This is a genomic window from Fictibacillus solisalsi (assembly GCF_900103485.1).
Lineage (GTDB): Bacteria > Bacillota > Bacilli > Bacillales > Fictibacillaceae > Fictibacillus_C > Fictibacillus_C solisalsi.
Genome location: NZ_FNHW01000006.1, coordinates 50,528 through 67,873, shown reverse-complemented (window position 1 = coordinate 67,873; position 17,346 = coordinate 50,528). Strand labels below are relative to the sequence as shown.

General features: G+C 43.6%; 18 protein-coding genes. 7 read left to right on the top strand and 11 right to left on the bottom strand.

The genetic code is table 11. The features are described 5' to 3' along the window. Positions 1 to 24: 24 nt before the first annotated feature. The 8 genes from BLT53_RS22480 to BLT53_RS22445 all read right to left on the bottom strand — a co-directional run bounded on the left by BLT53_RS22480 (position 25) and on the right by BLT53_RS22445 (position 10,080). Positions 25 to 1,500 carry a CoA-acylating methylmalonate-semialdehyde dehydrogenase gene (locus BLT53_RS22480; RefSeq protein ID WP_090239095.1) on the bottom strand — a complete coding sequence of 492 codons (1,476 nt, stop codon included), beginning with the start codon at positions 1,498 to 1,500 and terminating at the stop codon, positions 25 to 27. Between the two features lie 176 nt (positions 1,501 to 1,676). Then, positions 1,677 to 2,066 carry a tautomerase family protein gene (locus BLT53_RS22475; RefSeq protein WP_090239092.1) on the bottom strand — a complete coding sequence of 130 codons (390 nt, stop codon included), beginning with the start codon at positions 2,064 to 2,066 and terminating at the stop codon, positions 1,677 to 1,679. A 169-nt stretch (positions 2,067 to 2,235) separates the two neighbouring features. Further along, complete coding sequence (locus tag BLT53_RS22470) at positions 2,236 to 3,099, bottom strand: sugar phosphate isomerase/epimerase family protein (RefSeq protein WP_090239089.1); 864 nt, start codon at positions 3,097 to 3,099, stop codon at positions 2,236 to 2,238. A 241-nt stretch (positions 3,100 to 3,340) separates the two neighbouring features. After that, positions 3,341 to 4,096, bottom strand: a complete 756-nt coding sequence (locus BLT53_RS22465) for a DeoR/GlpR family DNA-binding transcription regulator (protein ID WP_090239086.1) — start codon at positions 4,094 to 4,096, stop codon at positions 3,341 to 3,343. A gap of 114 nt (positions 4,097 to 4,210) precedes the next feature. Then, on the bottom strand, positions 4,211 to 4,966 hold the full coding sequence (locus BLT53_RS22460; RefSeq protein ID WP_090239083.1) for a DeoR/GlpR family DNA-binding transcription regulator: 756 nt from the start codon (positions 4,964 to 4,966) through the stop codon (positions 4,211 to 4,213). A 679-nt stretch (positions 4,967 to 5,645) separates the two neighbouring features. Then, positions 5,646 to 7,442: a carbon starvation protein CstA gene (gene cstA / locus BLT53_RS22455; protein ID WP_090239080.1), complete on the bottom strand. Its 1,797-nt coding sequence runs from the start codon at positions 7,440 to 7,442 to the stop codon at positions 5,646 to 5,648. Between the two features lie 135 nt (positions 7,443 to 7,577). Continuing rightward, complete coding sequence (locus tag BLT53_RS22450) at positions 7,578 to 8,324, bottom strand: LytR/AlgR family response regulator transcription factor (protein ID WP_090239077.1); 747 nt, start codon at positions 8,322 to 8,324, stop codon at positions 7,578 to 7,580. Beyond that, positions 8,317 to 10,080, bottom strand: coding sequence for a sensor histidine kinase (locus tag BLT53_RS22445; RefSeq protein ID WP_090239074.1), 1,764 nt, complete (start codon positions 10,078 to 10,080; stop codon positions 8,317 to 8,319). The genes BLT53_RS22450 and BLT53_RS22445 overlap by 8 nt, the downstream gene beginning before the upstream one ends. 189 nt (positions 10,081 to 10,269) lie before the next feature. Here BLT53_RS22445 and BLT53_RS22440 point away from each other — a divergent pair, with 189 nt between their 5' ends. Beyond that, positions 10,270 to 10,791, top strand: a complete 522-nt coding sequence (locus tag BLT53_RS22440) for an ECF transporter S component (RefSeq protein ID WP_090239266.1) — start codon at positions 10,270 to 10,272, stop codon at positions 10,789 to 10,791. Between the two features lie 170 nt (positions 10,792 to 10,961). Here the strand turns inward: BLT53_RS22440 and BLT53_RS22435 are convergent, their stop codons facing one another. Further along, positions 10,962 to 11,468 carry a YhcN/YlaJ family sporulation lipoprotein gene (locus BLT53_RS22435; RefSeq protein WP_244520546.1) on the bottom strand — a complete coding sequence of 169 codons (507 nt, stop codon included), beginning with the start codon at positions 11,466 to 11,468 and terminating at the stop codon, positions 10,962 to 10,964. 184 nt (positions 11,469 to 11,652) lie between these two features. Between BLT53_RS22435 and BLT53_RS25245 the strand changes: the two genes are divergently transcribed. After that, the gene (locus BLT53_RS25245) at positions 11,653 to 11,826 is read left to right on the top strand and encodes a hypothetical protein (RefSeq protein ID WP_170834476.1); all 174 of its coding nucleotides are present in this window, start codon (positions 11,653 to 11,655) and stop codon (positions 11,824 to 11,826) included. Positions 11,827 to 11,920: 94 nt separating this feature from the next. Further along, entirely contained in the window at positions 11,921 to 12,067 is a 147-nt protein-coding gene (locus BLT53_RS25240) for a hypothetical protein (protein ID WP_170834475.1), read from the top strand. Positions 12,068 to 12,277: 210 nt separating this feature from the next. Here BLT53_RS25240 and BLT53_RS22430 read toward each other — a convergent pair whose 3' ends face one another. Beyond that, a complete protein-coding gene (locus tag BLT53_RS22430; RefSeq protein ID WP_244520545.1) occupies positions 12,278 to 12,526 on the bottom strand; it encodes a DUF1259 domain-containing protein in 249 nt (82 codons plus the stop codon). A gap of 178 nt (positions 12,527 to 12,704) precedes the next feature. On the opposite strand from BLT53_RS22430, the gene BLT53_RS22425 reads away from it, so the two are divergent. Together BLT53_RS22425 and BLT53_RS22420 are read left to right on the top strand one after the other, a co-directional pair. After that, on the top strand, positions 12,705 to 13,142 hold the full coding sequence (locus BLT53_RS22425) for a carboxymuconolactone decarboxylase family protein (RefSeq protein WP_090239069.1): 438 nt from the start codon (positions 12,705 to 12,707) through the stop codon (positions 13,140 to 13,142). 117 nt (positions 13,143 to 13,259) lie between these two features. Continuing rightward, positions 13,260 to 13,748: a pyridoxamine 5'-phosphate oxidase family protein gene (locus BLT53_RS22420; RefSeq protein ID WP_090239066.1), complete on the top strand. Its 489-nt coding sequence runs from the start codon at positions 13,260 to 13,262 to the stop codon at positions 13,746 to 13,748. 70 nt (positions 13,749 to 13,818) lie between these two features. Here BLT53_RS22420 and BLT53_RS22415 read toward each other — a convergent pair whose 3' ends face one another. Next, positions 13,819 to 14,412 (bottom strand): TetR/AcrR family transcriptional regulator, encoded by a 594-nt coding sequence (locus BLT53_RS22415; RefSeq protein WP_090239063.1) that lies wholly within the window; start codon positions 14,410 to 14,412, stop codon positions 13,819 to 13,821. Between the two features lie 218 nt (positions 14,413 to 14,630). Here BLT53_RS22415 and BLT53_RS22410 point away from each other — a divergent pair, with 218 nt between their 5' ends. Beyond that, positions 14,631 to 16,127: a DHA2 family efflux MFS transporter permease subunit gene (locus tag BLT53_RS22410; RefSeq protein WP_090239061.1), complete on the top strand. Its 1,497-nt coding sequence runs from the start codon at positions 14,631 to 14,633 to the stop codon at positions 16,125 to 16,127. Between the two features lie 300 nt (positions 16,128 to 16,427). Next, complete coding sequence (locus BLT53_RS22405) at positions 16,428 to 17,324, top strand: RCC1 domain-containing protein (RefSeq protein WP_090239059.1); 897 nt, start codon at positions 16,428 to 16,430, stop codon at positions 17,322 to 17,324. The last annotated feature ends 22 nt before the right edge of the window (positions 17,325 to 17,346 follow it).

The following is a 17,346-nucleotide window of genomic DNA, read 5'->3' as shown; positions in this document are numbered from 1 at the left end:
AGCTGTCTATCTAGTAGTTGAAACTCAATCAAATGATGGTGCTTTATAATTGGCAGTCACTACTTTTTTGCGTGTGTAAAACTCAACGCTGTCTTTTCCGTTGGCAGGAAGTGTACCGTAGAAGGAAGACTTCCATCCTGAGAATGGGAAGAATGCCATTGGAGCTGGCACGCCTAAGTTAATTCCAAGCATACCTGCGTCGATATTTTCACGGAAGTAGCGGATTGCAGATGCATTGGATGTATAAAGGCAGGCACCGTTGGCAAACGGAGATTGGTTGGCCGTTTCCACTGCCTCCTTCAAGTTCTTCACACGAACAATGGACAATACCGGAGCGAAAATTTCATCTTTCCAGATGGACATATCGGTTGTTACCTCATCGAAAATCGTTGGGCCTACAAAATATCCTTTTTCAGGTGCATTATTGCGGCCGTCACATACGAGCTTTGCACCCTCTTCAACGCCTTTTTGGATGTAGCCTAATGTACGCTGCTGATTTTGTTCACGGATCACTGGTCCAAGGAATACTTCTTCATCAAGGCCATGGCCGATTTTAACCGTTTTTGCTTTTTCAACCAATTTATCGAGGAATGCATCCGCAATTCCTTCTTCTACTGTTACTACGGAACATGCCATGCAACGTTCACCGGCAGAACCAAAAGCGGAAGCAAACACGTTGGTTACCGCAAGCTCAAGATCTGCATCGTTTAATACAACGGAGTGGTTCTTCGCACCGGTTAGGGCTTGAACACGCTTAAGCTTTTCGCTTCCGCGCTTGTAGACGTATTCGCCGACAGGCTGGGAGCCTACGAAAGAAATGCCCTTTACTTCAGGATGATCCAACAGACCATTTACCACATCGTGTGCACCGTGAACGATATTGAACACGCCCTTTGGAAGACCTGCTTCTTCAAACAATTCTGCTAAACGATTAGCAAGCAGTGGCGTTCTTTCAGACGGCTTTAGAACAAAAGTGTTGCCTACAGCAATCGCCATTGGGAACATCCAGCATGGCACCATCATCGGGAAGTTAAATGGTGTGATTCCTCCAACTACCCCGATTGGATAACGATAATTTGTAATTTCCACATCGGCTGCGATCGTTGCAAGTGAATCACCCATCATGAGTGTCGGAGCGCCAGCTGCGAATTCCACGTTTTCAATTCCGCGTCCTACTTCACCAAGTGCTTCGGTCAGGTTCTTACCATTTTCAATGGTGATGATCCGAGCCAGTTCATCTTTATTTTTTTGAAGGAGCTGTTGGAAGTTAAATAGAATTCGTGCACGCTTTTGCACCGGAACTGCTTTCCAGCTTTCAAAAGCTTGGGCTGCCACTTCGATCGCGTGATCAACCTCTTCTTTCGTAGAAATAGGAACCTGGGCAATTACTTCTTTTTTAGCAGGATCGTATACATCCTCGAATTGAGTTGCTTTGCTTTCCACCCATTCCCCGTTTATATAGTTTTTCAACTTTTCTACTTGCGTTACTACTTCAGCCATGCTTTTTCCTCCTCTGTTATCACTCCTAAAGAGTGCGGTCTGCTTGGTAAAGGGTAAATCAAAATCACATTATTATTATATATTGGTTATGTTTTGGTTATATTTGACTCAATGTTAATACTAAAAGCGCTTTCAGTCAACCGTTTTCTGTGTTGTTTTTTGATAATTTGGAGAGGTTATAATCTTCCGGTTAAAAACTGAGCCTCTCCAAAGCCAAAGCTCCAGTCCGCTGCTCCGTTCGTCACAATGGAAACCATAATGTCGCTTGGTGCAATTCCGCAGCTATCTCCCAGTTCCTTTACCAAAAGGTCATAAAAAGCTTTCTTTTGCTTATCGCTTCTTTGGCTGCTGGTCATACTGACAACCACCACATCACGGCTTCTTCCAAATCCCAACCCCGTATCTTCAATGATCATTTCATTGGGAGAATGCTGGGTTACAATCTGATACCGATCCCGTTCAGGTACACCAAACGCTTGAACCATCGCTTTATGGGAAGCATCCAATAACTGTTTTAACGCTTGATCATCCCGCCCTTTTATTACATCGAATCGAACCAACGGCATGCTTTTAACCCCCTGTTTATGTAGATTCGCAGTACAATTGAGTACATTTTGGTAATATTATGATTATACTTTAATATTATTTGATAATTTGGTCAATAACTTTGATAGAAGAATACCAATAAAAAAAAACCTTTCCTTATACGAAAGGAAAGGCTTTTCGAATTTCAGATTAGATATGTAATCCTTCTCTGATCGACTTTAAAGTCATTTCATTCGACCATTCTGGCTTATCAGGATAGGCAAAAACAGAATTCGTTACAATGCCATCAAACTTCATTTCTCTTAATTTATGATACAACGCGTCAAAGTTTACTTCTCCCTGGCCAGGGTTCAAATGCTGATGAATGGTAACATTCGCATTTGGCGGGTTAATAATATAGCGCAACCCAAATGCCGCTTTGTGATTAAGCGTGTCCGCAATAAGAACATGGGCGAGCAAGTCTCCCGCTTCCTCCAGGTGCTGTTCAACATCGCCAATGCCATCATCATAAAAGAAAGCATGAGCGACAGAATACACCAGCTTAATCCAATCCTTGTCCAGTGCACGGATCATACGTATGGCTTCGGTGTTCAGCTCAATAAAATCATGGGGATGGGACTGTAAGTTAAGCTTAATTCCCTCTTTTTCAAAAAGAGGCATTAACTCGTACATTGATTTAACAAAAGCGCCTTCACTTTCAACCGGACGGCTCTTGTCTCCGCTAAATTCGGTGTTCATTAAGTCGACGCCCAAGTCCGAAGTGATTTCAATACAGCGCTTCCAATTTCTCACGGCCACCTGGCGCTCTTCTTCATTAGGTGAAGACCATTGCTGTACTGGGAGTACGGAAGAGATTTTCACACCTGCATCCGAGCAGTATCGTTTCAGGTCTTTAATCAGCTGCTTGTCTACCTTCGGATATTCATAAAACCAAATAAAATCCTTGCGCGGAGATAACTCTACCCATTCATACCCTAATCGGGCAACTGCGTCAATCGTATCTTTTAAATTGGTGTTATCACGATAGTGTGACGGATCATAAGCTAAACGCATTCAAAAATTCCCCTTTCTTTGGTAGGCAATAAGCAAAAAATCAGAAGCGCTTTCTGTTTGCACTTGGATTAATCAGACCAACATTTAATAATGTGTTGGTTAACTTTTGATTATCTTTAAATCCATATTAATAGTAAACGGATGCTCAATCAAGAATTTTTTATTTGTTGAACTGAGATTTGGAGCTTGCTCACCCATTTCACAAAAAAATCAGGAGAACGAGAGCTCCTGATTCCTATCCTTATTCGGCAATGACAAATTGGATGTTATTCTGTTTCGCAAATTCTTGATAGTTTTCTTCAGGTGCCCTGTCCGTAACGATATAATCAACTTCATCCAAACCACAGTAGGTCATTAAACCGTATTTATCGAATTTGTTATGGTCCACCAATAAGTACACCTCTGAGCTTCGGTTCACGACGGTTTTTTTCAATTCACTTTCATTCGGTGAAGCATTGGTTACACCATTTACCAGCGAGATTCCGGTGGATGCCATAAATGCTTTCTTGATGTTGTAATCTTTTAATAGGTCCATATTTCGAGGGTTAACAAATGAATTGGTTTTTCGGTCCACCATCCCCCCGATTGAGATCACATTTAAGTTTTCATACGGAAGCGCCCGAACGATAAAATCAATGCTGTTGGTAAAAATGGTCAAGTTCTTTTCCTTTAGAAAATTAAACATTTCAATGGTTGTCGTTCCGGAATCCAGGAAGATAAAGTCCCCGTCCTCGATAAAACTGGATGCTGTTTCAGAGATTAACACCTTTTCCTGCAGGTTCCGGACTTGCCGGTCCTGGAAAGACTCCAATTTTTTATGGATGGCAGAAACCCCGCCATACACTTTTTTAAGTTCGCCATTATCCACCAATTCCTGTACATCACGTCTGATCGTGTTTTTGGACACATCAAATACTGTAACCAATTCGTCCAGGGAAGCAGATTCATGCTCCATGACATATTCTTTAATTTTTTTTATTCGCTTATCTTTAATCATGTTATTCCACCTTAAATTCGTACCTGTACTTTTTTAACCGCTTACATTTTATCATACCATTTTAAATATATATTACCAACAAATGCTCAAAACTTCATGTTTTTTTAAGAATTTTCAATGGGAAACAACCAGTTGGATATTATTTTTGCCTGCGTACTCGGTATAGGCTGTATTCGGGGCGGCATTGGTAACGATATAATCGATCTCATCCAGTTCACAGTAAGTAATCAGCCCGTATCTATCAAATTTATCATGATCCACCAATAAGAAGACTTCGGAGCTTCTGTGCACGATCTCTTTTTTCAATTGGCTTTCGAGTGGCGATGCATTTGTGACACCATTAGAGAGTGAGATTCCGGTCGATGCCATAAAGGCCTTCTTGATATTGTAATTGCTCAACAAATCCAGATTCCGCGGATCGCCGAACGAGTCCGTTTTGCGATCCAGCATCCCTCCAATTAACATGACATTCAATTCCTCATATGGCAGGGCGCGAACCACCAGCTCTATGCTGTTTGTAAAAATCATAAGATTTCGGCCCTTAATGTATTCAAACATTTCAATCGTTGTCGTTCCTGAATCGATAAAGATACTGTCTCCATCTTCCACAAACCTTGATGCCTCTTTAACAATCGATGCTTTTTGTTCCTGATTTCGTTTTCTTCGATCCTGAATGGATTCGAGTGTCTTATGATTTATCGTGACCCCGCCATATACCTTTTTCAATTTCCCACGGTCAACCAGCACTTGTATATCACGCCGGATTGTATTTTTGGATACGCCAAAAACTAAAACCAACTCGTCAAGTGAAACCGAGTCATGCTCCGAAACATAGTTCTGTATCCTGTTAATTCGCTTTTCCTTGATCATTGGTTTACCCCCTATTCCCATCTCTTATAGCAATATATTATCAATAGTTAACCATAACTTCACTATCTTTTTCTAAAAATAACAAAAATGCCGCCAAATCTAATTTTGGCGGCCTTCATCTGTTTAATCGTTAACCATGGGGAAAGGCGAGTGGTGGGACAAGACGGTTGTGAATTAAATGACCATATTCCTGTTGCAAGTTATGTAAAAAAGAGCATTTCTACCCTTATTTTTTATCTATTACAGCCACCAGTACGTAAAGTTGAAAACAATTGTTTGGGACCAATCAAAGGAGGGGTGTTCCCCGATTGGTCTTACTATTAATCTATGAAAAAATCTATGAATGGTGTGGGTTATAGCGTCCAAAAGTAAAAGCCGCACACGTACAATTTTGGCGGCTTTCAACAGGGTGGCTAATAAAGTTTTAGCTTTTTGCATAAATGATGAAGACATGAAAGTCCCTGTAATTGCAGCAGGTTATTATGGTCCAGGTACTGTTTTATGTCTTGTATGATTTTTTTTACAGCCAGCAGATCGTTTGACCTTCCTGCTGCTCCACAGTTCTTTGTTTATGATGGTATGGAACACCATACAATTGTTGAAAAGATTCGTCAGTTCAAAGAGGAATAAGCAGAAAGCCGCCAAACTTTAATTTGGCGGCTCAATCGTTTTTTATAAATCATGCCGATTTGGCATCCTCCAGCTGCCGGCTTGGGGAGTTCCACATCTCCAGCCATTTCTTAATTGCAGCCACCATAATGATAACTCCGAGGATCAGCATGATCACAGAAAGTACAGCATTCAGCATATTGTAGCCCGGGTTATCCGGGTTAAGGTAAACATTCTTGACCATCCAGTAACCGGCATAATTGACGGTAACAAAGAGATAGGCCAGCGGGACAAGGCACGTGAGCATGTATCGTCTCTTGTCGGCTACTTTCAAAATAACCGTTCCTCCAATAATCAAACCAATGGAGGCCATCATCTGGTTGGATACCCCGAAGAGTGCCCAGATCGACCCAATATCCCCGGAGTACAGAAGATAGCCCCACATGAAGCAGGCAAGCGCACTGGCGATAATGGAACCCGGAAGCCAGTCTGTCTTCTTCAGCGGCTTATAAAATTCACCAAAGAAATCCTGGATCAAGTAGCGGGAGACACGTGTTCCTGCATCAATCGCTGTCAAGATGAATACCGCTTCAAACATAACCACGAACTGGAAGAAATAAGCGGAAAGCTTGGCGAACCAGGGAATTCCGGTAAAGATATAGGTCATCCCGACCGCAAGCGTTACTGCTCCGCCTGTTCTGCCTTCCAGATCCAGACCGATTTCACGGCTGAGTTCTGGCAAATTTACAACATCCATTCCCAATGCTTTAAATACCTCAGGAGTGGAGTTGATCGCAAAATAGTCCGCCGGATGAAGCGCAGTTGCTGCGATCAAGGCCATGATCGCCACCAGGCATTCCACAAGCATTCCGCCAAAGCCAACGACTTTAATATCCGACCATTTATCAAGCATCTTAGGTGTCGTACCTGAACCTACAAAGGCGTGGAATCCGGAGATCGCTCCACAGGCAATCGTAATCGAGATAAACGGCCAAACCGGACCCGCTAAAATCGGGCCACCGCCATTAACGAATTTTGTAAAGGCCGGAAATTCAATCGATGGGTTAATAATAAAGACACCGATAATCAAGGCAATGAACACACCAATTTTCATAAAACTGCTCAAGTAATCCCGTGGTGCCAGGAGCAGCCATACCGGCAGTGCTGCGGCAAAGAAGGCATAGATTGGCAAAATGATAGCCAACACTTTCGTATCAAGCGTCAGCCAATCGCCAAGGGCGGTCTCTTGAATTTGAGGGCCCATAAAGACGCCGACCATAAGTAAAATAAATCCGATCGTTGACGTGACTTTCAAGTTGCCTGTTTTCTTATAAACAATCCCTACTCCCATCGCGATGGGAATGGTGATACCGACAGCAAACGTACCCCATGGGTTGTTTTCAAGCGCATGAAGAACAACCATGGACAGGCCGGCCATTGTGATTGTAATAATAAAGAGCATCGCAAGGCCTGTACAAAAACCAGCTACAGGACCTAGTTCATCTTTTGCCACTTCAGAAAGCGATTTCCCTTTTTTGCGCATGGAAGCAAATAATACAACGACATCATGGACTGCTCCGCCCAGTACCGCACCGATCAATAGCCAAAGCAGCCCTGGAAGGTAGCCGAATTGTGCCGCCAGAATGGGACCAACGAGTGGTCCGGCAGCTGCAATCGCTGCAAAGTGATGTCCGAACGTTACCCATTTATTGGTTGGAACATAATCCTTCCCATCATTTAATTCGTGTGCCGGGGTCGGCTTAGCATCATTTAATTTCATGACCTTTGCCGCCATGAACGTTCCATATAACCGATAAGCTATCATTAATATACAAATGGATCCGATAACAATTGAAACCGCATTCAATTTATTCTCCCCCTCTGCCTCTTTTCATTTATGTATCCTTCATCTTACTAAATGAAAGCGTTCACAGAGGGTTTTCATTTTAAAATGCAAAAACAAGGAGCTGAATGACATGATCCAGCCATTGAATTGCATCTTTTAAAAGCCGAAATGCTCTTTCAAATTTTTTGTAAACGTCCGACTGACCGGGATTTTCTCTCCGTCCTTCATGATCAGGTTATAGGTGGAGTTAAACCAGGGCTGGATCTCCACAATTTTATCCAAATTCACCAGGTATCCGCGATGCACGCGAATGATCGATTTCTGCTGCAGCTTTCTCTCATAGGTGACCAACGGCTCATTCACCTCGTACCGTTGCTGATCGGTGACAATCACTGTTTTTCCCTCAACCGCTCCGATCGATACAATGTCAGAAACAGCAATCAGCACGATCCGCTCATCAACGGTCACTGCCAGCTTGTCCGTTTGTTTTCCGGTGGTCACCCCTTGCTCTGGAGGCGGGCTTGTCCGGTTTTCTTTCCCCTTGATCACCTTGGCCACTTTTTCCACCGTCTTTTGGACCCTGGTTTCATCAAACGGCTTCATGATGTAGTCAATGGCTTGCAGATCAAAAGCTTTCAGCGCGTACTCATCATACGCCGTTGCAAACACAATTTCTGGACGGGGATCAAGGTCCATGATCTTTTCCGCCAAGTCCAACCCGCTTTCATCCGCCAGTTGGATGTCCAGGAAAATCACATCGACCGGCAGCTCTTGAAGCTGGCTTATCGAACTCTCGATGGAATCATCTTGACCCACAATCTCCACTTGCTTGCTTCTTTTTAACAAATACTCCAGTTCATCTCTGGCTAACGGCTCATCATCAACGATAAATGCCTTAAACATCATTTTCACTCCACTTGTTTTGGGTTAATGGCAGGGTCATGGTCACCTTTGTTCCTGAATCCTGTTCACTTTGAATCATAAAGGAACCCTCCATTCCGTAGATCTCCTGTATTCGCTTCCGTATGTTCCAAAGTGCAGTTCCGGTCCCCTCTTCGGAGCGGACCGACTCCTTTCCGAGCGATTGGATCAGGTCGGCAGGAATCCCCTTGCCATTGTCTTCAGTTGTTAACATCATTTTGTCCCGATTCATATAAGCGGTAACCTTCACGTTTCCCTGTTTCCTGTTAGAAAACGCATGGCGGATCGCATTTTCTACCAAAGGCTGCAGCGTAAATGGCGGTATGAGTACATGGTTCAGTTGCGGCTCGATATCAAACTCCACTTCATATTTACCCGGAAAACGCGCTTGCTCGAGTGACAGATAGGCCTCCACATGTTCAATTTCCTTTTCCAACGGAATCAGCAAATGCCGTGCTCCCTGCAGGTTGCTGCGAAAGAACACGCCCAGCTGAATCAAGAGTTTCCTTGCTTTTTGTGCATCCGTCCGGACAAGGCTTGAAATGGTATTGATGGCATTAAACAAAAAGTGCGGGTGTACTTGCGCCTGCAAAGCTTTTACCTCAGCATCCTTTAATAATTTTTGCTGTCGCTCCGCTTCTGCCAGTTCCAGCTGAGTGGAAAACAGCTTGCTTAAGCCTTCCGCCAGCTCTTGCTCCACCTGATCGAGCTTTTCCGCGTCCTCAAAGTACAGCTTCAGTGAGCCCACCGTTTCATCGCGAACCTGCAAAGGAACAACGATCGCGGCCTGCAATGGACAATTTTCTCGATAGCACTGGATTTCCTCTGTTGACCTGGCAATCAAGATCTTCCCGTTTTCAATGACCTTTTTCGTCAACAGGGTTGCCATGTTTTGACCAGGCTGGTGATGGTCTGAAGCCGCTCCGGCATGAGCCAGCACCTGTTTCTTATCCGTGATCGATATAGCATCCGCCTTAGTTGCTTGCAAAATGATCTTCGCTGCCTCCCCGCAGGAATGAAAATTTAAGCCCTGACGGAAAAAAGGAAGCGTTTGCTGAGCAATCTGAAGCGCATTATGGGTTTGAAGCGCGCGAGTACGCTCTTCCTCCATTAAAATGCTTTGGATGATCATGATAAAAATGAGCGTTCCGAGCCCATTGATCGTAATCATCGGTATGGCGATTACCTCAACCAAATGAGAAGCCGCTTCAAACGGACGTGCAGTCAGCAAAATGACACCCATCTGGATGATCTCCATCAAAATCCCTACCGCTACTGCTCCCCACGGTGAGCGGTTCCTTCCGATGATGCCAAATCGGCGGCCAAGCAAACCTGTGATTAATCCTGCCAGAATGGTGGAAATCGCACAGGCTTCAGCCGTGAACCCGCCGAGCGTCAAACGGTGGAGACCAGCAATTAGTCCCACACCCAAGCCAACGATGGGCCCGCCGAGCAATCCGCCAATGGCTACACCCATGATTCGAGTGTTCGCAATGGCCGCATCATAATCCACATCCGCCTGCCAGGTTTGCGACACGATGGCTCCATTATTTATCTCGATCCCGGTATAGTTGCTGATGATGCCAAAAGCGCCGAATATCAGGATAAGAAGCATCTTTTCTTTTTGATTATGCTCTTGATGAACGATTTGCCGGAATGATTTCAATCTGGAAAGCAAAAAAGCCACCATCACGAGAACCCCCGCCCGCTCAAGCATTAAAGGCAGCAGCTGTAACAGCGCAACCCCCTCCTTCGGTAAAAATTCTCTATTAAAAATAGCGCAGTAAACTCTTTCATACGTATCTATTTTAACAAACTTAAGGTTTCTTTCATTTCACTATTTTCTAAAACGTCACAGGTGGCTATAATAGATGAGTGGGAAATCCCAATTAATAACGAATATTCGTTAAAGACGAAAGAGGTTACTATTGTGAGTACTACAGCAGTAAGAGCGACTAGAACAAGAGCATTAGTCATCAATGCACTTTTCATCGGTTTGACCTATGTGGCAACCGTGTTTATTAACATAAAGCTCCCTATCATGGGGAACGGTGGATTAATCCACCTGGGCAATGTTCCATTGTTTATCGCCGCCTTTGTGTTCGGCAGAAAAACAGGCGCCGTTGCAGGGGCCTTCGGAATGGGCTTATATGATTTGCTCTCCCCATGGACGATATGGGCACCGTTCACCTTCGTAATTGTAGGAGCGATGGGCTATGTGGCTGGGCTGATCTCCGAAAAAGTCCCCGGCAACAAAGTGCTGGTCAATACACTGGCAGTCATCACAGCCCTTGTCATCAAAATCGTTGGCTATTATTTTGCCGAAGTCATCCTTTACCACAACTGGATCCAGCCGTTCGGCTCCATCCCTGGCAACTTCCTGCAGGTTGTCATTGCTGGCATTATTGTTGTGCCGCTTGTGGCGCGGATCAAGCAGAGAGTGATATAGGGTACAGCATGCAACAAATCCTATGGAGCAACACCTTAAAAAGAGCTGCTGTTCATGCTCAATGAAATATAAGGTGGTAAAGCTGCACAGAAAATGAATAGATTTAACAAAAAAATAAGGCAAGAGCGCTTAGCTCTTGTCCTTATTTTTTGTTCAAACTTTTTAAAACCTTATCTTTGGGTTGGGAATAGTCTTTGAACCATCTCGCTGAATTCATCAAAGAACCCTCTGACCGGTTTTCCGGCCTGAACATCGTCCACGTACTTTTGAACACGGTCCACAAAGTCAGGGTTAGTGGACACAAATACGTTGTTGATATCCGGGTCTGTGCTTTTTACTCTATCTGCTATTTTTTTCTCGGTATCCTTTGTCAGCTTGCCATTGGTGCCATCCTCCAGAACAGCTGCCACATAAGCGTTGTTATCTGTAACGATTACATTGGCCCTGCGTACTTCCGGCAGCTTGGCAACTTCATCAGCTGCCTCATTTGCAATGTCCAGTCGGTTGCCCCGGTTCTCATTGTCGCCTGTATTTTCATCCGTGCTTATGTTCCTCATACTTTTGTTCCGATTCTCCATCCCCTGCTGATTATTATCGTTTCGATTCATACAGGCTGATAAAGCAGCTGTCAAGATAATGACCATCATGAGCTGAATAAATCTGTGTTTCTTATTCAATACGTTCACTCCTTTCTTTTCCTTCATTTTTAGCATGAGGAGTTCCAATTAAATTATGCATCAATTGAAATTTAATCTAATGGTTAAGCGGCTTTGGTAACAATCTCCTTAATTTAATCAATTTATTTAAGACAAAATAGTATTGGTTCAGAAATGAACTAATTCCCAAAACGAGGTGTTGTAGATGAAAACAAACCTAAACAGTATCTTACCCATTATTGCTTCGGTTGGAGTTGGTATTGCTGCTTATCAAATGATGAGCGGGAATGGTGGGAAAATGAAAAATATTGTGCCCCTCGCTTCTAATATGATGGGAATGGGATCTGGGATGCAGGGACAAGGTCAGCAACAGCAGTGAGGTAATCAATAGAAAGTATTATGATCGACTTTTTGCTATTCGACCTAAAATATGCAATATTTCATATTCAAAAAATTACTGGGGGAATCTAAAAATGGAACATAAAACTCTTGGCAGCAAACGAATCATTGCCTCAAATAAGAAACCAGAGGATTATGTCTCAACCATAGAAAACCCGAGTAACCAAAGAGGTGCATTTACGGGTACCCGTTTTGTGGATGAAGAGGTTACGGAAAGATAACAAAAAAATAAACAATAGCCCGGCTTACACGTTGGGCTATTGTTTATTTTGCACACACATTCTTTCCCGTCCTGCTGATCGCCCGATGGGTATAAAAGTCATTAGAGAAAGGGGCGATAGAGAAAGCTCAAACATGAAGCAAAAAGTCCTTCTTAGCCCTTACGTAACAGCTTATGGTCATTAACCCTGTTCTACATGTCCTTTTGGACTTCACTCCTTTAAAACAACAAGTGCCTCCGCTGCTTTCTTTGCAAAAGTCAACGGCGGTTCAACCGATTGAAAGTGAATATAAAGGATGGTTGGCTTGATAAACAGCCAATGATTGTGCAGAGCACCAATGATAAATCCTTTACTAACAAGCTGCCTTGAAACTCCGGTATTTCTTCTTCCAAAACCACAACTTCTCCATAGTTTAACGCATTCCTTCAAAATCCAATGATTCAAATGAGAACCCGGCATGCAGCTCGCCCTTACTTGGTCTTCCTTGAATCGTTACATATAAATTCCTGGCTATAGATACAGAAGCCTAATCGCTAACAAGAAGTTTTTCTCTGAACTTCTGTTTATTTTGTCACAAAGTAAGAGGCTGTTTCGTCTTGTAAGTGTCAGACAAAAAAGTTGTATGGAGGGAAAAAGAATGAAAGAAAGAATTCGAATGGAAGACGTGGAACCAGGCGCCTATCAGGCGATGTTTGCCGTAGAGAAATATGTATCCGGCACGAGTATTGATAAGAAACTAAAGGAACTGATCAAAATTCGGGCATCACAAATCAACGGCTGCGCATTTTGCCTGAATATGCATACAAAGGAGGCGCGCGAAATAGGTGAAACCGAGCAAAGGATCTATGCATTAAATGCTTGGAGGGAGACTCCCTATTTTACTCCGGAAGAACGGGCGGTTCTTGCTCTGACAGAAGCTGTAACCCTCGTCGCAGAGTCACATGTTCCTGATGATGTCTACAATGAAGCTGCACGATATTTTGATGAAAAGCAAATGTCCGAAATCATTATGCAAATCGTCGTAATCAACGCTTGGAACAGGCTCGCTGTTACGGCGCGGAAAATGCCCGAATAACAATCGTATGGATGGGAATTGGTTTCAATTTAGAGTTCGTATCGTAATGACCATACCAGAGTAAAAGTTGGTGTAAAGGGGAATATACCACTATTACACTTTTACGAGGTGAGGGAAATGTCTAACACGATGGAACAAAAAGAAATGGAAACCGTAAGAGAATTAATCAAAGACATAGACACGGCCATGCTGACCACGGTAACGAAAGAAGGACTGGTTTCTCGTCCAATGAAAACCCAAGAAGTTGAATTTGACGGTGACTTATGGTTTTTCACTAAAAAAGAGACGAATAAATATGATGAAATTTTACACAATCAAGAAGTAAATGTGGCTTATGCAGGTAAATCCTATGTTTCCATCCGTGGAAGAGCGGAAATCGTTGAGGATTTAGCTAAGAAGAAGGAATTGTGGGGATTCGCCTATGACAAAATTATGCAAACCACTTATGATGATCCCAACATTGTCTTGATAAAAGTAAAAGTAGAAGCTGCTGAATATTGGGAAACCGGCAGTTTTACAAAGAGAATAGCGTTCATGTTTAAACGAATAACAGGGCAAAATGCTCAATCGGCAGATGTTAACGAAACAGTTGAATTGAATAAATAAAACCATTCCCCGTCCTCAGAAAGGAGGCTTCTTTAAAAGTTACCGAACTTTTAGGAAGCCTCTTTTCTATTTACCCTTTATCGCCTTTACCCGGCAGCAACTGATAAAACTGCTTGGCTAAATAATGCGGAGAATACGGCATGTCGTTGCGCAGCCATCCAATAATCGTTCCAAACAACGCGGAAGACACGTACCACATGGCTATGTCGGTTGGAATGCCGGCTTTTGAAATGAAGGAATTGTTCCCTTCTTTTTCAAGGTTCTCTTCCATCATATCAGTGACCAGGATTAATAAGCGCTCCATAAAGATCGGTGTCCGTTTCACCGCAAGGATCACTTTGTAAAATTCAGCATGTTCGGCAATATGCTCAATGAATTGCACCATTTTTGGCCAGTACCCGCCATCCTGAGCATTGTCATCAACCGGTGAGCGATTCAGAGCCTGAACTATCTCCTCAATCATATCGTCCGCCATTTTTTCTAGCATATCGGGAATGTCCCGATAATGCAGATAGAAGGTCACACGGTTGATAGTAGCTCGTTCCGCGATACTGTTTACCGTTATTTTCTCGATGTCCCGTTCTTGAAGCAGCTGGACAAAGGCATCCCGAATCAATTGCCGGGTGCGCAGGATTCGCGGATCGGTTTTTTTCGTTTCCTTCATGACTTTTCCTCTCTCCCATACCAAAACTACAATTTTTCCGTTTTCGTCTTAAATTTAAAGGATAAACAACAAAAGAAAACAGAGTGTCAATTACTTTACACATTCCTCCTAATCGTTGCTTGTAAATTCAGTGGATATCAATATAATGTATTTTATGCAATGTCAACTATACAACACATTGTAAATTTAGTCCACGTTTTATTGGAGGATGGAACAGAGTGAGTAAAAGTACAGATATACAGAGTGGCTCGATTAAAAAGGGGCCCGTCTTGTTCATCTTAATCCTGGGTGCCTTTTTGGCGATCTTGAACCAAACCGTCATGAGTGTTGCAACACCTGAATTAATGAAGGATTTTAATATTACCGCCGCTACTGCCCAGTGGCTGACTACAGGGTATATGCTGGTGAACGGTGTTCTAATTCCAATCACCGCTTATTTGATTCAAAGGTTTTCCACACGTCAGCTTTTCCAGGCATCGATGATCATTTTCCTTGTGGGAACGATCATATCAGCCATTGCCTCTAACTTCCCCGTTCTGTTGACTGGCCGTATGATTCAGGCAGCAGGCGCCGGAATTATAATGCCGCTTCTCATGAATGTGGTATTGGCCATCTTCCCTCCCGATAAAAGGGGATCGGCCATGGGGATGGTTGGGTTTGCCGTAATCTTCGCCCCTGCCATAGGCCCTACGCTTGCCGGTTATATATTGGAGAACTTCGCTTGGGAAACCATGTTCTACGGCATGATCCCGTTTGCCGTTCTTGTCATTGTCTTAGGTTTTGTTTTTCTGAAAAATGTATCCGAACGAATCTTTAGCAAAGTCGATATGACCAGCGTTATTCTTTCCACCATTGGATTCGGTGCCCTTCTCTACAGCTTTAGCCGGGCCGGCAGTGCAGGATGGTCGAACACGGAGGTACTTGTCACGTTAATTGGTGGAATCATTGCCCTCGTATTGTTTACCTGGAGACAGCTCGTATTGAAGGATCCATTGCTTGATCTCGGTGCCTTCAAATACAACATGTTCTCGCTAACCACCATTATCAATATTGCGATTACAATGATTATGTATGCAGATATGATGCTTCTGCCGTTGTATCTTCAAAACGCCCGCGGCTTTACCGCCCTGGAATCCGGACTGCTTTTATTGCCGGGAGCGCTTGTAATGGGCTTCCTGATGCCTGTTACCGGAAAACTGTTTGACCGATTTGGTGCCAAATGGCTATCTGTAATCGGAATGGTCATCACGATCATTACCACCATTGGGTTTATTGACCTGACAGATTCAACAAGCTACACCTATTTGGTTCTCATGTCCACCGGCCGCAGAATCGGGATGGCATTGCTGCTAATGCCAATTCAAACCGCAGGGCTCAATCAGCTTCCAGCCAAGCTTCATGCGCACGGTACCGCCATCTCGAATACCATTAAACAAGTGGCCGGTGCCATCGGTACGTCACTTCTTGTGACTGTCATGACCAATCGTACCAAAACCCATTTCTCAGAGATGGCAGCAGCAGGTGCGGCAAAGGGTGAAACCCAGCAGCATATGATTATGGAAGCTTCTATTCAGGGGATTAATGATGCTTATCTTGTGATTGTGGGGATTGGCATTCTCGGACTGCTGCTTTCATTCTTTATCAAGCGTACAGACCAATCATCCGGAGAGAAAAAGAAAGTGGCGTTCAAGAAGGCTGTTGTGAAGGAAGCATAAGGAGAATAGTAATAACAAAACCAGAGCCTGTTTCAAAAGGATCTGGTTTTTTATTTTGAGATTTATTTGAAGTCCTTTTCGCCCAACCTCTGGTCGCTTTTCGTTTTTTTCGATTGATAGCTTGCTTAGCACAAAAGAGGTTTACAATGCTTGTCATTTTTTAGCGATAATAGAAAAGAGGATTTATAAAAATTGCGTGAAATATTTTTGTGGTAATCTCATTTATCTATGCCTTAAATAATTTGTTTAAAATAACACATTGATCATACATCCAAACCAGTTGCTTTTAGGAGGTAAAACATGGTTTCCAATTCATCAAAAGAATCCGCGTTAAAGGTGAAGAAGTGGCCGACAAATACCATAGCAGCGGGTCGACGTCATACCGTTGGGCTTAAATCGGATGGTTCGGTGGTAGCTGTGGGCCGAAATAATGAAGGTGAATGCAATGTAAGCGACTGGCATGATATTGCAGCGGTCGCGGCTAGTAATGTTCATATGGCAACGAACACGGGTAATGCTCATACCATTGGCCTTAAGTCCGATGGCACAGTTGTGGCTGTGGGTTGGAATAAGCATAACCAATGCACTGTAAACGACTGGCACGATATTGCAGCGGTTGCGGCCGGGTGGTGTCGTACCATCGGGCTAAAATCGGATGGTTCAGTGGTAGCCGTGGGCCGAAATTATGAAGGTGAATGCAATGTAAGCGACTGGCATGATATTGTGGCAATTGCGGCTGGTGACTGGCATACACTCGGTCTTAAATCTGACGGTACAGTAATGGCCGTAGGTAATAATAGATATCGTCAATGTAATGTAAGTGACTGGCACAACATCGTGGCAGTTGCGGCGGGTTATCTTCATACTGCTGGGCTTAAGTCGGATGGCACAACGGTTGCTGTAGGGCAAAATAAGGCGGGCCAATGTAATGTAAGCGGCTGGAGTGATATTGTTACGATAGCGGTCGGCAGCAAGCATACCGTTGGCCTCAAATCGGACGGTACTGTAGTGGCTGTGGGCTGGAATGAATATGAGCAATGCAATGTAAATGCCTGGTGCAATATTGTAGCAATTGCTGCGGGTTGCGCCCATACCGTTGGCCTTAAAGCGGACGGCACGGTGATTGCTGTTGGTGATAATGATTATGGTCAATGTAATGTAAGTGACTGGTACGATCTCCAACTACCCGGCAATTAGTTTATTAAATGCAAAAAACCAC

Excerpts from the sequence above, each read along its gene's own strand:
- BLT53_RS22480 (WP_090239095.1), bottom strand. The coding sequence starts at position 1,500 with ATGGCTGAAGTAGTAACGCAAGTAGAAAAGTTGAAAAACTATATAAAC.
- BLT53_RS22475 (WP_090239092.1), bottom strand. The coding sequence starts at position 2,066 with ATGCCGTTGGTTCGATTCGATGTAATAAAAGGGCGGGATGATCAAGCG.
- BLT53_RS22470 (WP_090239089.1), bottom strand. The coding sequence starts at position 3,099 with ATGCGTTTAGCTTATGATCCGTCACACTATCGTGATAACACCAATTTA.
- BLT53_RS22465 (WP_090239086.1), bottom strand. The coding sequence starts at position 4,096 with ATGATTAAAGATAAGCGAATAAAAAAAATTAAAGAATATGTCATGGAG.
- BLT53_RS22460 (WP_090239083.1), bottom strand. The coding sequence starts at position 4,966 with ATGATCAAGGAAAAGCGAATTAACAGGATACAGAACTATGTTTCGGAG.
- BLT53_RS22450 (WP_090239077.1), bottom strand. The coding sequence starts at position 8,324 with ATGTTTAAGGCATTTATCGTTGATGATGAGCCGTTAGCCAGAGATGAA.
- BLT53_RS25245 (WP_170834476.1), top strand. The coding sequence starts at position 11,653 with ATGAAAACAAACCTAAACAGTATCTTACCCATTATTGCTTCGGTTGGA.
- BLT53_RS25240 (WP_170834475.1), top strand. The coding sequence starts at position 11,921 with ATGGAACATAAAACTCTTGGCAGCAAACGAATCATTGCCTCAAATAAG.
- BLT53_RS22430 (WP_244520545.1), bottom strand. The coding sequence starts at position 12,526 with ATGCCGGGTTCTCATTTGAATCATTGGATTTTGAAGGAATGCGTTAAA.
- BLT53_RS22425 (WP_090239069.1), top strand. The coding sequence starts at position 12,705 with ATGAAAGAAAGAATTCGAATGGAAGACGTGGAACCAGGCGCCTATCAG.
- BLT53_RS22420 (WP_090239066.1), top strand. The coding sequence starts at position 13,260 with ATGTCTAACACGATGGAACAAAAAGAAATGGAAACCGTAAGAGAATTA.
- BLT53_RS22415 (WP_090239063.1), bottom strand. The coding sequence starts at position 14,412 with ATGAAGGAAACGAAAAAAACCGATCCGCGAATCCTGCGCACCCGGCAA.
- BLT53_RS22405 (WP_090239059.1), top strand. The coding sequence starts at position 16,428 with ATGGTTTCCAATTCATCAAAAGAATCCGCGTTAAAGGTGAAGAAGTGG.